Below are 14,517 nucleotides of genomic sequence, written 5' to 3'. Positions count from 1 at the left end.
CCGTCCCACCTCATGGTTCACATATAATTACCCATAGCCCAGTCGAGAGGGAACTGCGACGGCTGGATAGTGACTAGTGAACGACGGTCCGTTCGTCACGATCGACCGCTGCCGACCTTAGCCCGTGTTTTTCATGCCGGCCGCGATTCCCTTGACAGTCAATCGAAGCGTTCGTTCTTCGAGATCCGTTCGGTGATTCTGATCGAGCAGGTGTACCTGCAGCATGTTCAGGGGATCGACGTACGGATTCCGCCGCTCCAGATTCTCGCCGAGCCAGTCGCGGGTGTGCAGGCGGTCGCGCTGGCCGATCTCGGTGATCAGGTCGGCGGCCCGCTCGTACTCCTCGGAGACGCGCGGGAAGAACCGCTCGCGAAGCACCGGCTCGGCCATCTCCGCGTACCGCTCGGCGATCTCGAGTTCAGTCCGTGAGAGTGAGAGCGCGGCGTTGTCGAGCGTGGTTCGGAAGAACGGCCACTCGTCGTACATCTCCTGCAATGTCTCCATCGATCCGCCGTCATCTCGCGGCTCATCGCCGCTCGACTGTTCCGAGGAGCGTGGCTCCTCGCCCTCGAGATAGGCCTCTATACCGGTCGCAATGGCGTACCAGCCCGGAAGGATACACCGCGACTGGGTCCACGAGAACACCCACGGGATCGCCCGCAGGTCTTCGACCGTGCGCTCACCCGAGCGGGAGGCCGGCCGCGACCCCAGATCGAGATCCTCGATGACCCTAATCGGCGTCGCCTGCTCGAAGTACTGGACGAATCCCTCGCTCTCGAGGAGATCGCGGTACTCCTGACGGGCAGCGTCGGCCATGGTCTCCATGGCCTCGACCCACTCCTCGCGGACCTCTTCTTCGGGTTGGTCGATCGCCTGCTTGCGGGCCCGCAGTTGGGCGTTGAGCATCTGCTCGATGTTGCGCTCGGCGATGCGGGGGTTGGCGTACTTTTCGGCGATCGCTTCGCCCTGTTCGGTGAACTTGACTTGGCCAGTCACCGTCGAATTCGGCAGCGCGAGCAGCGCCTCGTTCATCGGGCCGCCACCGCGCGAGATCGAGCCGCCGCGGCCGTGGAACAGCCGCATCGTCACGTCGTGATCATCACAGATCTCGCCGAGGCGGCGCTGGTTCTTGTACAGCGACCAGTTTGCCGCTAAAAAGCCGTTCTCCTTGTTCGAGTCCGAGTACCCAAGCATGATCTCCTGGGTCTGCCCGCGGACCTCGAGCACCTGTGCATAGGCCTCGTTCTCAAATAGGGTGCCCATGATCCGCCGGGCACCCGAAAGGGCGTATTCGGTCTCGAGCAGCGGAACGATATCGATTCCGGCATGTTCTGGCAGGGATACCACTCCGGCCTGATCGGCCAAGAACAGCACCTCGAGGACGTGACTGGGTTCCTCGGTCATCGAGATACAGTAGGTGTCGATGGCGTGACTACCGTACTCGGTCTGCCAGTCGGCGAGGCTGTCGAACAGCCGGAGGACTCGCTCGGAATCGTCCGAAAGGTCCTCGGTGTCACCGAGGTCGATCACGGATTCCTCCTGGAGGACGGCATCAGTTAGGAACTCGACGCGCTCGTCCTCCGAGAGCCCGTGATAGTCGATCCCCTCGGCCTCGAGGGCTTCAGCGATGGCGTCGGTGTGTTTCGCTTGGTGCTCGCGCAGGTCGAGACTCGCGAGCGAGAAGCCGAAGGTGGCGACCTGCCGGCGGATCGGATCGACATGGGCGTCGACGACGCTCTCGGCACCGTTGTTCCGCAGGCTCATCGCGATTACCTCGAGATCCTCGAGGAGGTCGTCGACGTCGTCGTAGCCGCCCGGGCGCACGTCGCCGACGCGGCGCAGGCGCTCGCGCATGAGCTTGAGCTTCTGTCGGTAGGGCTCGTCCGGATACCGCTCTTCGGCCGTGCGGGCGACGCCGGGCAGCAACTCGTGGTCGCGCTCGAGGGAGGCCTGGAAGGCGGAGCCGGCATCGATCCGGCTCCCGTCCTGGCTCAAGACACCGGAGAGTCGCTTGAACTCCGCCTGATAGCGCTCGGCGATCAGCGAGCGTTGGCGCTCGAGCGTGTTGGCGGTCACGTCGGGGGTGACGTAGGGGTTGCCGTCGCGGTCGCTGCCCGCCCACGACCGGAATTCGAAGAGTTTCGGAATCTCGAGATTGCCGGGGACTTCGGCGTCGATCGCCTCGTCGAGTTCGTCGTAGATCTCGCCGACGGCATCGAACAGCGTGTTCTCGAGATACCACTGCACATTGCGGGCCTCGTCTTCGGGTTCGGGCTGGCGATTGCGCACCTGTGGGGTCTGCCAGAGGCTCGTTATCTCGGCATCGATCTCCTGCCAGACCTGACGCGTCTCTTTGTCCGTCAACAGTTGCTCGTCTAAGCGCTCGAGCGAGGTCGAAATCTCGCGGAGTTTGGATTTGACGGTCTTGCGGCGGGCCTCGGTCGGATGGGCGGTAAACGTCGGCTCGATCAGCACGTCGTCCAGTACCTGCTGGACAGTCTCGACATCGGCCTCGCCGAGTTCCTCGGCTGCGGTCTCGAAGCTATCCTCGAGGGTACCCGCTTGCGATTTCGTCCGGATCGTTCGGATCCGCTCCTGTTCTTCCGCCAGATTGATCAACTCGAAGTAGGTCGTAAACGCCCGGGCGACGATCTGCTGATTGTGGGGCGATAACCGCTCGATTTCCGTGATCAAGGGCTCGCGGGAGTTGCGTTCACCGGAGCGATACTCGATCGCGGTCTGTCGGCCCGACTCGACCGCCTCGAACGCCTTGCTCGAGGTTTGCTCTTCGAGGACGGTTCCCAGGAGCGCGCCGAGTTCCCGGACGTCTTGACTAATCTCTCTCGTCTGACGATCCATATGCGGAGAATGTTAGTTTGACGGTAAAAGTCCTCTGTAGATGGATCTCAGCTTCATCGGTGAGACCAATAGACGACCGCTCTCGTCGATTATCCTCGCTTCTGCGAGGTTCATAGTATCACCTAGACTTCATTCGAGACTCAAATTGTTTCCGTTGCATCAGGGTACACTACGATTGGCTCAATTTGTTTCCGTTCCAATAGAAGAAGCGGATCCGAACAGATGACAGTTACAGGCCCACGTTCGGATCCGGTATCGAAACACAACTTAAACCCCCGTAATATTACGGGTTAATTGTCATTGGTTCTGAATGCGGATGGTATTCGTATGAGTAGCAGACCCAAGGAGCCAGCCACCGACCAAACGACCTATCATCTCCGCCACGAGTGGAAGGGAACGGAATTAATCAGCGATCAGATCGTAGAAGAGATCGCAGAACACGAAAACGCGGATCCCGAAGAGCTGCCATCACTGAGCAAAAGAATCAGTCCGACGGCGCTCAATACGGCATTCGAAGCACCCGACGACGATGCAACTATGGCGGGATGCATCACGTTCTCCTACTATGGCTACACCGTGCTCGTTCAGAGTACCGGCCAAGTACTGATCAAGAAGAGCTAATCAGGAGACTGTGGCGGGGAGTACCTCACGACCATCGGTGGTGACCCCGAATGGCTCCTTGTGGGCTGGGTGACCAACACGTATAGACGCCACATCACCCCTCCTAGCTGACACCACGAGTTTTCACTCGGACGGTCCGTGATTCCTCCGTGGGTTCCGTCCGACCCAGACGAGTTGTTCTCCGTCGGGAATCGTTCGATTATCCGCTCGAGAACACGGGGTCAAACTGTACTCCCCGATGTACACCAGGCGCTGTGTGCCGCTCACGACGTCTCAGTCGGCCACGCCCCCGAAGTGATACACGGGAAGCCGTCCGAGGTGCGCCACGACGGCGCTGGACTGTACGCTGGCCTCCCAGACCCGTTCGAGGTAGGGCGATACCACTCGCTTGCCGTCGAACAAGAGTCGTTGCCGTCCTGTCTCCTCGAGACGGCCTGGACGGACGACGACGGCGAGATCCTGATGGGCGTCCGGCATGCAGACAGACCGCACGTCGGCGTCCAGTGTCACCCCGAGAGTATCCTCACCGACGCAGGGAAGCAGATCATCGAAAACTTCTGTTCGGTGGCCGTCCGATAACCGGTCTTTGCTACGGTATCTCGTTCGACGCGACGGTCACGGTCGCGGACGAATCGCGACCACCACCAGTATTTCACAGTGATATCACTGTTATTCTACCGCCTCCCCTAGAACAACCGTCCATCTACCGTCGACAGAAAGAGGACGAGACAGGCCGGTCTTCTGGGGCGTTCGATCAACGAGTTCCGTCGCGTGCTGACGGTTGTCGACGGACACTGATCAGCGCGATCCGTGTTCCGAAACACGGTGTTACGGACGACTGGAGAGTTGAGAATCGATCGACGGCAAGACTTCTCCAAGGCACCGATAGTAGCCACTGAAACGATTCACACACCGATCGAAACGCTGTCTGGCGATCAAGTGTGCAGTGGCTTTCGGTGGCTACGAGAAGAGAGGCTATTTCGTCGCTACGACTGTGGATGAGGGGGTCTATAGTAGCTCTTGAACGATTGACACACCGATCACAACGCTCTCCTGCGATCGGGTGTGCAGTGACTTTCAAGAGCTACTATAGTTATCGAGACCCGTGTTAGCCCGTGGCTGAGGACAGAGCTACGGGATCCGGGACAGTCCGCGGTCGGAACGACCGTTGGACGGATCCATGTTCCTCATCCTGTGTAGGGCACCCGGGTGAGGTGCCGTGACAAGTGTTACTGTATCACTTAAAATAGCTTCACGTGGATAGTTACGGGATTTTATACGATCTTGCCAGCAACGGTGGACACACCACCCCGATTTTCCCACAAACAAGGATAGAGAATCCGGTCGTCCCCGCTACCCGTAAAGTAATTACTTCTACCGGATGACCCTGCAACCGCTGACGCTGCGGGTAACAGCTCAGTGCCTCCCGCCAGCTGTGGGTACGGTCACTGCAGAGTGACACTCGAAGGTAAACCAATGACAGAAATCATCGATGGAAACGAGATTGCGGATCGAATCAAGGCAGAATTGAACGTGTGCGTCGACACACTCGGCGATCACGGCGTCACACCCGGTCTCGCGACGGTGTTGATGAGCGACGACGGCGCGAGCGAGACGTACGTGAACATGAAACAGCGGGCATGCGAGGAAATCGGGATCGAAGGGCGTCACCACGAACTCGACGCCGAGGCGTCGTCGGACACGCTAGAGGGTCGGATAGAGGCGTTGAACGAAAACCCGGACGTACACGGCATTCTCGTCCAGATGCCGGTCCCCGACCACGTCGACGAGCAAACCGTTCTCGAGCGGATCGATCCGATGAAAGACGTCGACGGGTTCCATCCGGAGAACGTCGGCAAACTCGTCACGGGCGAGCCCCGACTCAAACCGTGTACGCCACACGGGATCCAACGACTGCTCGCCGAAACGGGCGTGGAGACGGCGGGAAAAGACGTCGCGGTCGTCGGCAGGTCCAACATCGTCGGGAAACCGATGACGAACCTCCTCGTCCAGAAGAGAGATCTCGGTAACGCAACGGTGACGACCTGTCACTCCCGAACGGATGCGCTCGCAGAAAAAACGAAAAACGCGGACATCGTTATCGCCGCCGCCGGCGTCCCGGAACTGATCGACGGATCGATGCTCTCGGAAGACACCGTTGTCATCGATGTGGGCGTCAATCGCGTCGACGTCTCCGAACGACGTTTGGAGGACGGTCAGACACCGTCTGACCAGTCGGACACCGACAAGGGGTACGAACTCGTCGGCGACGTCGAATTCGAGAGTGCAAAACAGAAAGCCAGCGCGATCACACCGGTCCCTGGCGGCGTCGGCCCGCTGACGATCGCGATGTTGCTCTACAACACCGTCAAGGCGGCCAGCCTGCAGGAGAACGTCGACGTTGATCTTCCCTGACCAGCAGTGGCTCGCGCTTCCCGAAAGTAACACATAGGCTTCATTTTGTGGACCTTTTGTAAATTTTCTAGCTAGTAGTGGAGTGGCCTGCCGCTTTGCCGTACCTCAGTGTCTGCGACCGGTTTTGACTTAAATGACCGTTGCACTTATAAGAGAATCCACCGGATTGGGATGTGTCATATGAGCACAGACAGCGTTCCGTCACGAGCAGATACTGTCGTCATCGGTGCGGGTGCCGTCGGGTGTAGCATCGCATACCACTTGACCGAACTCGGGGCGGAAGACGTCGTCGCCCTCGATCAAGGACCGCTTCCGGTGACCGGTGGCTCCTCGACGCACGCTCCGGGGATCATGTTCCAGACGTCACCGTCGAAAATCCAGACGAAGACGGCTCATTACACGAGCCGGCTCCTGAAAGACGCCGGCGTGTACACGGAAGTCGGCGGGATCGAAGTTGCGCGCTCGGAAGAGCGCATGGACTTCCTCGAGCGTCGTGTCGAGTGGGCCAAGTCCTACGGGCTCCCCGATCCGCAACTCCTCGAGCCCGAAGAAGTCACGGAGCAGTTGCCGCTCGTCGACGAGGACGAGATCCTCGGGGGATACTATTCGCCGACGGACGGTCAAGTGGCCGGCACTGACGCGCTCCAGTGGTATATCAACGAGTCGGCGGCCGACTTCTACGGAAACACCGAAGTGACGGACATCGAGACGACTGACGGCGAAGTGACGGCTGTCGAAACGGACCGAGGGCGCATCGAGTGCGATCGCTGTGTCCTCGCGACGAACAACTGGGCGTACCAGACCGGACAGATGGTCGATCTCGACCTCCCGATTGCGCCCGTCGAACACCAGTACGTCGTCACCGAATCGTTGGCGGAACTCGAGGGGAACGCCTCGTCGCTCGGTGACGCGACGGCCGGTCTCGAGGTGCCTGGCGACCGAACCATCACCGAGTCCATGTCCCAGCCGCCGGACCGGCCTGTCGGCCGCGATCAGGATCATTCGCTGTACTTCCGCACGCACGGAGACGGCTACGGGCTCGGGTCCTACAACCACGAATCCCTGGTCGTCGACCCCGAGGAGATGGGGAAAAACACCGACGAGAGTCAGGCGTCGGTTCACAGTTTCACCGAGAAACACTGGACGAAAGCGACCCATCCGAACCGGGACAAATCACCGCAGCAGGCGTTCGACGAACTCCTCCCCGCCACGCAGGACAAAGAGTTCCAGGTTACCGAGAACGGGATCTTCGTCTACACGCCCGACGGGATGCCCGTCATCGGCGAGACACCCGAAATCGACGGCCTCTGGACCGGCTTAGCGATCTGGTGGACCCACTCGGGCGGGTACGGTCGGATTCTCGCGGAGTGGATGGAAAACGGCGTCCCCCGTCTTCCGTCCGGGCCAGTCGACACCAGCGCCATCCACGTCGCCCGATTCGCGCCCCACGCGGGGAACAAGGAGTTCCTCATGGACCGCGGTGGGAAGCGCTACGAGCAGGTGTACAGCATCGTCGAACCTCGCTGGCAACCGGACGAACACCGAGGGCTGCGGGAGAGCCCCTTCTATCCACAGCAGGCGGAACTCGGTGCCGAGTTCTTCCAGAGCGGCGGCTGGGAATCCCCACAGTGGTACGAGTACAACGAGGACCTCGTCGAGGAGTACGAAGACCAGATCCCCGAACAAGACGAGTGGCAGGGGATCAACCGGTCGCCGATCGAGGGCGCAGAGCACCTCCATACCCGCGAGAACGTCTCGATGTACGATATGACGACGTTCAGTTCGATCATGGTGGAGGGCGACGACGCCGGCGAATTCCTCCAACAGGTCTGTAGTAACGACATGGAAATCAGCGTCGGCCGAGTTCGCTACACCACGTTGCTGAACGAGGGCGGCAACGTGATCGCGGACCTAACCGTGGCTCGCCTCGATGACGACGAATACATGGTGACCACGGGCGGCGGCAACTCGCCGGGCATCCACGGCTCCTGGCTTCAGGAGCACGCCCCGGAGACCGTCTCCGTCACCATCGAGGAGTCCGCGAAGTGCACGGTCGGGCTATGGGGGCCGAAGTCCCGGATGCTGCTCCAGCGAGTCACTGACGCTGACGTCTCCAACGACGACTTTCCGTACTTCAGCTGTAAGCGCATGTACGTCGGCGACGTGCCGGTCATTGCACTCCGGGTGTCGTACGTGGGCGAACTCGGCTGGGAACTGTGGGCCCCGTCGGAATACGGTCGGAAGCTCTGGGACACCCTGTGGGAGGCCGGCCAGGATCTCGATGTCAGGCCGATCGGCGACGGCGCGCTCGAGTCGATGCGGCTCGAGAAAGGGTTCCGCCTGTGGGGGACTGACATCGACACGGACGTCAATCCGCTCGAGGCCGGCCTTCCATTCGCCGTCGATCTGGAGACCGAGTTCATCGGAAAGGAGGCGCTCGCCGAGGCCAAAGAGGCGGGCATCGACACCGAAGTCGCCTGTCTGACGCTGGACGATTCGACCGACGCGATGCTCGGCGGTCGCCCGGTGCTCGCGGACGGTGAGGTTCTCGGATACGTACAAGCCGGCGACTTCGGCTACTCGGTCCAGGAGTCGATCGCCTATACGTACCTGCCCAGCGAGTACGCCGAGGCCGGTACCGCGGTCCAGATCCAGTGTGAGGGCGAAACGTACGACGCGACGGTCCGCGACGAACCGCTGTTCGACCCCGGACGCGATAAGATCATCCGGTGATCGAACGACTTCGATAGAATCTACACCATGAGCGAATCACGCGAACGGCAGGTACGATACGAGGACATTCAGGAGGCACACGACCGGTTGGACGACGACACGGTCGTTAAGCGCACGCCGGTCGAACAGAGCACGTCGCTCGGCGAGATGGTTGGCGGCGAGGTGTACCTGAAGATGGAACACCTCCAGTGGACCGGCTCGTTCAAGACGAGAGGTGCCTACAACAAGATATCGCAGTCTGTCGAGGAGGGGGTCGATGAGTTCGTCGCTGCCAGCGCCGGAAACCACGCACAGGGCGTCGCGCTGGCGGCGACGGAGTGTGGCGCGGAGTCGACCATCGTCATGCCGAAGACCGCCCCGCAGGCGAAGATCGACGCGACCCGCGGCTACGGTGGGACCGTCGAACTCGTCGGCCAAGACTTCCAGGACGCGATGTCGTACGCCCAGTCCGAAGCCGAAGGCGGCGACGCGGAGTTCGTCCACGCCTACGACGATCCACACATCGTCGCTGGCCAAGGGACACTCGGGATCGAGATGGACGAGGACTGCCCGGACCTGGACACCGTCGTCGTCCCGATCGGCGGCGGCGGACTCATCAGCGGGATCTCGACTGCCTTCGCTCACCGGTCGCCCGACACGCGGATCGTCGGCGTACAGGCGGAGGGCGCGTCGACGGTCCACGAGAGCCTAGACAAGGGCATGCCGGTCACGCTCGACGAAGTCGACACGATCGCTGACGGGATCGCGACCGGTGGCATCTCCGACTTGACGCTCGATCTCATCGACGCGCACGTCGACGAGATCGTGACCGTCTCCGACACGGAGATCGCAAACGCGATCTTGCTACTGCTCGAGCGCGCCAAGCAGGTCGTCGAAGGCGCTGCGGCGGCGTCCGTCGCAGCAGTGCTGAGCCCCGAACTCGACGTTCGGGGCGAAACTGTCATGCCGCTGCTCTGTGGCGGAAACCTCGACATGACAATGCTTCAAACGGTCCTCATCCACGCACTCACCGACCGAAAGCAGATCCTTCGGCTGCGCGTGCGGATCAACGACGCCCCGGGCAAGATGGAAGAGATTTCCGGGATCATCGCAAACCACGGCGCGAACATTCACGATGTCCGCCATGACCGGGCAGTGGAGAATCTCAGCGTTGGTGATTCCTATCTCGTCTTCCGGATCGAGACGAGCGGTGCCGAACACGCCGAGTCGATCATCGGGGCGATCGAATCGGAAGGATACACCGTCGAAGACATCAACCAGACGTAAAAATAAAATTATACGTAGTGGAAGCATCGTTCCGAAACGGAACGGATTTGTTACAAATTATTGTTATAATATGTTCAGTGCCAGTCACTACCAGGGGTTTATACGCCACTACGAGATGTTAGGAGATGGGAGAGACCCCAATGCTATCACGAGACAAGGGTACCGCGCAAGCGGGAAGACCACGAATCGAGACGACACGAGAGAACACCGTCGTGAGATCGGACGGATTCGTATCGGCACGGACGGCACGTACTCGAGGCAAACATTGGTGACTGCATATGGGCGACTCTAAGCCAAACGGTCGGTTCGCTCGGTTCACGGACGAACTCGACGGTCCCGTGTTTCTCGTCGGGTTCCTCACAGCGTTGGTAGCAGTCGTCGCGTTCGCGCTGATACCGGACACAGCCGCCGAAGCCGTCAACAATGTGAACTCGTTCCTGTGGCAAAACGTCGGCTGGGTGTACATCCTCGCGATGTTCTTCATCGTGGTGTTCGCGTTGTTTCTGGTGTTCGGTCCGTGGGGGAACATCAAACTCGGCAAGCCCGACGAGGAGCCACAGTACAGCTTCCTGTCGTACTTTTCGATGTTGTACTCAGCCGGAATCGCGGCAGGAATCGTCTTCTGGGGGCCGGCAGAGGCGATCTTCCACTACGACACGGTCCCGCCGTTCGTCGGTGGCGAGTCACAGACGGCCGACGCAGCGGTCGGTGCTGTCCAGTACACGTTCTTCCACTGGGGGCTCTCCGCGTGGGCCGCGTACGCCATCATGTCGCTTCCCATAGCGTTCTACACGTACCGGCACGACGCGCCCATGCGTATCTCGACGGTACTCGCCCCGTTCTTGGGCGTCGACAACCTAGACAGCGTCTGGGCGAAACTGGTCGATATCCTCGCGGTGTTCGCCACCCTCGGCGGTATCGCGACGACGCTCGGGTTCGTCGGGAGCCAATTCCTGACCGGCATCGAGTACACCACCGGGGTATCGGTCGGTGACGCCGGGACGGTACTGGCGATCACCGCCCTGACTATCGCGTTTACGCTGTCCGTAACGCTGGGTATCGAGAAGGGGATCCGTCGGGTCTCCCAGTTCAATATGGGGCTGTTCATGCTCGTCATGCTGCTGGCGTTCATACTGGGGCCGTCAGTGTACATCATGACGGTCACGACGGAAGCGCTCGGGCAGTATATCAACCAGTTCGTCGCGATGAGTTTCTTCCTGAACGCGGGCAACGGCGCGAGCTGGGTCGGGAGCTGGACCGTCTTCTACTGGGCATGGTGGTTCTCCTGGACGCCGTTCGTCGGCCTGTTTATCGCCCGCGTTTCGCGCGGTCGAACGATCCGGCAGGTCGTCGCCACCGGCGTCCTGGCGTCGACGGGGATAACGATTCCCTGGTTCGGAATTATGGGTAGTACCGCGATCAAACTCCAATCGACCAACGCGGCGGATATCCTCGGCGTTATCTCCGAGTACGGCGTCGCCGGCTCCGGCTATCCGCTGTTCGAGGCGCTTCCCGTCGGTGGCGTCCTGAACCTCCTGTTCTTGCTGTTGATCACGACGTTCTTCGTCACGTCGGCGGACTCCTCGACGCTGGCACTGGGGATGCTCACGACCGGGGGCGAACTCGAGCCGTCAACGATCAACCGCGTGATCTGGGGCGGACTGGTCGGCGCGCTGGCGTCCCTGCTAATGGTCGTGGGCGGTGTCAACGCGCTCCAGGCGGCGTCGATTATCACCGGCGGGCCATTCGCCATCATTACCCTCCTCGCGGTCGCGGCGATCATCTACATCTGCCGTGATATACGCCCCATCTTCTTCGACACCCGTCGCCCGGATACCATGTCGGAGTCGTCCACGAACTTCGACGCTCCAGACGATATGTCGGCCGAAGGGGCGGACGACGATTGATCGCTGTTCGACGGCGCTCGGATCCAACTGGTCGAAACGGACAGCACTGAGACACTACCTGACGACGAGAGCGATCGCATCGAGCGGACCGATCGGCTGCGAGGCTCGACCGTTCGCAGTACGGGGAGTCAGTACAGCAGCCGTCGCCCTGGCTGTCCGTCTACTGGTTCCCAGAGTGACCTGTCCTCGCTGACGGTCATGTCACCGCGCTTCTTTGCATCGTAGAGACGCGCTATCTCGGCCTCCAGAGTGGCAGACAGCGTCGCGCAGGTCGGAGAGAGAAAGAGAGAGTAATCCGCCGCTCGAGGTGGCGGCGTTGGACCCACAAGTACACGGTATACCGTCGAGCGTACTCTGCAATCACGGAGTCGGCGACCTATTCCGGGCCGTCTCACACACGGGTCCGCCAGCGTGACTGCTCAAGCGTTCCCGAAAAAGAGTCGTGCGTACTCGATCGCTCGAGGCGGGTCCCTGTCGGCTATCCGTAGATCGGGAACTCCTGGCAGAGGTGTTCGACCGTCGAAGCGGCCCGGTCGTGAATCTCCTCATCCTCGGGATTGTCGAGGACATCCACGATGAGGTCGGCGACGGTCTTCATTTCCTTTTCGCCGAAGCCTCGGGTCGTGAGCGCCGGCGTCCCGACGCGGATTCCGCTGGTAACCATCGGCGATCGCGTTTCACCGGGCACAGTGTTCTTGTTGACGATGATGCCGACATCGGATAGGAGTTCTTCAGCCTCCTTGCCCGTAATGTCGGGGTGGGAGTCACGGAGGTCGACGAGCATGAGGTGCTTGTCCGTGCCATCACTCACCAGCGAGAGTCCGCTGTCGGTGAACTCGTCGGCGAGGATATTCGCGTTCACGACGGTCTGCATGGCGTAGGACTGGAACTCATCGGTGGTCGCTTCCGCAAAGCCTGCAGCCTTGCCGGCCACGTTGTGCATCAGCGGCCCTCCCTGCGCGCCGGGGAACACTGCCGAGTCGATATCGTCCGCGAACTCCTCGTCGCACATGATGATGCCGCCGCGGCCGGCACGGATCGTCTTGTGTGTGCTCCCGGTGACGAAATCCGCATGGTCGACCGGCGAGTCGTGGACGCCGGCAGCGACGAGCCCCGTCACGTGAGCGATATCCGCGAGGTGGTACGCGTCGACCGCGTCCGCGACATCGCCGATCCGTTCGTACTCGAATTCGCGGGGATACGCCGAGGAGCCACTCACGATGATGTCCGGGTCGAACTCGCTCGCCTGTCTCTCCAGGTCGTCGTAATCGATGTAGCCCGTCTCGGGGTCGACCTCGTACTGTTCGACGTCGTAGAGCTGTCCCGAGAAGTTGACGTTGTGGCCGTGAGAGAGGTGGCCGCCGTGTGAGAGCGACAGCGACAGGATCTTGTCGCCCGGTTCGAGCACGGAGAAGTACACGCCCATGTTGGCCTGCGTACCGCTGTGGGGTTGTACGTTGGCGTGGTCGACCCCGAACAGGTCTTTTGCGCGTTCGATGGCGAGTTCTTCGACGGTATCGACGTGTTGGCAGCCGCCGTAGTATCTCCCGCCGGGGTATCCCTCGGCGTACTTGTTCGTGAGAACGCTCCCCTGTGCTTCGAGCACGGCTTTCGAGACGTGATTCTCGGAGGCGATCATCCCGAGGGTCGATTCCTGCCGTTCACGCTCGAGGTCGATCGCTTCGGCCGTATCCGGATCTATCTGCTCGAGTGACTGTTTGAACGCCATAGCTAGATGTCGATTATAGACGGTAAGTATCTTGCGTGCAGCGGGCTTGCAACCTCAAAGAGTAATATATGCGAGACAATGTGGTGAGAAGCCGTCACAGTACCTGGCTTTAAGAGACAGGAACGGCTATCGTGTGGCTATGAAGCGTGCAATCAGTACCGACGATGCTCCGGCAGCCGTAGGCGCGTACAGTCAGGCAACGACCAACGGTGAACTGCTGTTCACCGCCGGCCAGCTCCCGCTCACGACGGACGGCGAACTCCTCGACGACGCGCCGGTCGATGAACAGACTCGGCAATGTCTCGAAAACGTCAACGCGATTCTCCAGTCCGAAGGGGGCTCGATGGACGACGTCCTCAAGACGACCGTGTTCCTCGACGATATCGATGACTTCGACGAGTTCAACCAAGCGTACAGCGAGTTCTTCGACGAGGAGCCGCCCGCCAGAAGCGCCGTCGAGGTCGGCCGCGTTCCCAAGGGGGCAGCGGTCGAGATCGAAGCGCTCGCCGTACTCGAGTAGTCGCAGTCGACGACGAGGGACCGAGCGCCCGTAGCGTGTAACGGGAGTTCGCCGCAATCACACGGTCAGGCTCCGGCTCGACTTCGCATACTGCGCGGTCACGCGGATGCCGCCAGCTGTTTTCCGACAACGAGGGGACAACCGGCGTATCGACGCTGGAACAGTCGGTCGGTGCTCGGGGTGACCGACACTCCTTTTTCAGCGGGCGGTGTATGATCGTCCATGTGTCAGTACTGTAGCTACCGGTACCACGACGGCTGGACGCAGTTATTACAATACGATACTGTGTACCAGAACACCATCAGTGCAGAGTCGGAGTCGACGTACGGCTTCCACGAATCGTGGGACGAACTTCGAGAGGAAGTCGGTTACGGCGCGCCCTGATGAGTCAATTCGGCTGAACGTCCCGTATCCGCGGTTCGCTGGATAGCGTTCGGTTTCCGCTCGTGTGACCCGAAAGAGACCGA

The 14,517-nt window shown here is 60.8% G+C and carries 9 protein-coding genes and 1 pseudogene; 8 read left to right on the top strand and 2 right to left on the bottom strand.

All coding sequences use genetic code 11. From position 1 onward, the window contains the following. Positions 1–117 precede the first annotated feature (117 nt). A complete protein-coding gene (gene ppc / locus C489_RS19935; protein ID WP_006433197.1) occupies positions 118–2,859 on the bottom strand; it encodes a phosphoenolpyruvate carboxylase in 2,742 nt (913 codons plus the stop codon). Between the two features lie 327 nt (positions 2,860–3,186). Between ppc and C489_RS19930 the strand changes: the two genes are divergently transcribed. The 6 genes and pseudogenes from C489_RS19930 (at position 3,187) to C489_RS19905 (ending at position 11,801) form a co-directional block, all read left to right on the top strand. After that, positions 3,187–3,480, top strand: coding sequence for a HalOD1 output domain-containing protein (locus C489_RS19930; protein WP_006433196.1), 294 nt, complete (start codon positions 3,187–3,189; stop codon positions 3,478–3,480). 243 nt (positions 3,481–3,723) lie between these two features. After that, a pseudogene (locus tag C489_RS19925) lies at positions 3,724–4,059 on the top strand (anthranilate synthase component II); the annotation flags it as partial. Positions 4,060–4,956: 897 nt separating this feature from the next. Further along, the gene (locus C489_RS19920) at positions 4,957–5,895 is read left to right on the top strand and encodes a bifunctional 5,10-methylene-tetrahydrofolate dehydrogenase/5,10-methylene-tetrahydrofolate cyclohydrolase (RefSeq protein WP_006433194.1); all 939 of its coding nucleotides are present in this window, start codon (positions 4,957–4,959) and stop codon (positions 5,893–5,895) included. A 180-nt stretch (positions 5,896–6,075) separates the two neighbouring features. After that, entirely contained in the window at positions 6,076–8,628 is a 2,553-nt protein-coding gene (locus C489_RS19915) for a GcvT family protein (RefSeq protein ID WP_006433193.1), read from the top strand. Between the two features lie 27 nt (positions 8,629–8,655). Continuing rightward, the gene (gene ilvA / locus C489_RS19910; RefSeq protein WP_006433192.1) at positions 8,656–9,894 is read left to right on the top strand and encodes a threonine ammonia-lyase; all 1,239 of its coding nucleotides are present in this window, start codon (positions 8,656–8,658) and stop codon (positions 9,892–9,894) included. Positions 9,895–10,172: 278 nt separating this feature from the next. Continuing rightward, a complete protein-coding gene (locus C489_RS19905) occupies positions 10,173–11,801 on the top strand; it encodes a BCCT family transporter (protein ID WP_006433191.1) in 1,629 nt (542 codons plus the stop codon). A 478-nt stretch (positions 11,802–12,279) separates the two neighbouring features. Here C489_RS19905 and glyA read toward each other — a convergent pair whose 3' ends face one another. Further along, positions 12,280–13,530, bottom strand: coding sequence for a serine hydroxymethyltransferase (glyA, locus tag C489_RS19900; RefSeq protein ID WP_006433190.1), 1,251 nt, complete (start codon positions 13,528–13,530; stop codon positions 12,280–12,282). A gap of 139 nt (positions 13,531–13,669) precedes the next feature. On the opposite strand from glyA, the gene C489_RS19895 reads away from it, so the two are divergent. Beyond that, on the top strand, positions 13,670–14,050 hold the full coding sequence (locus C489_RS19895) for a Rid family detoxifying hydrolase (protein WP_006433188.1): 381 nt from the start codon (positions 13,670–13,672) through the stop codon (positions 14,048–14,050). Positions 14,051–14,272: 222 nt separating this feature from the next. Beyond that, positions 14,273–14,434: a hypothetical protein gene (locus C489_RS22365; RefSeq protein ID WP_006433187.1), complete on the top strand. Its 162-nt coding sequence runs from the start codon at positions 14,273–14,275 to the stop codon at positions 14,432–14,434. Positions 14,435–14,517: the final 83 nt, after the last annotated feature.

It is taken from the genome of Natrinema versiforme JCM 10478 (assembly GCF_000337195.1).
GTDB lineage: Archaea > Halobacteriota > Halobacteria > Halobacteriales > Natrialbaceae > Natrinema > Natrinema versiforme.
The sequence above is the reverse complement of the archived record's forward strand: the minus strand, read 5'-3'. Positions and strand labels throughout refer to the sequence as shown.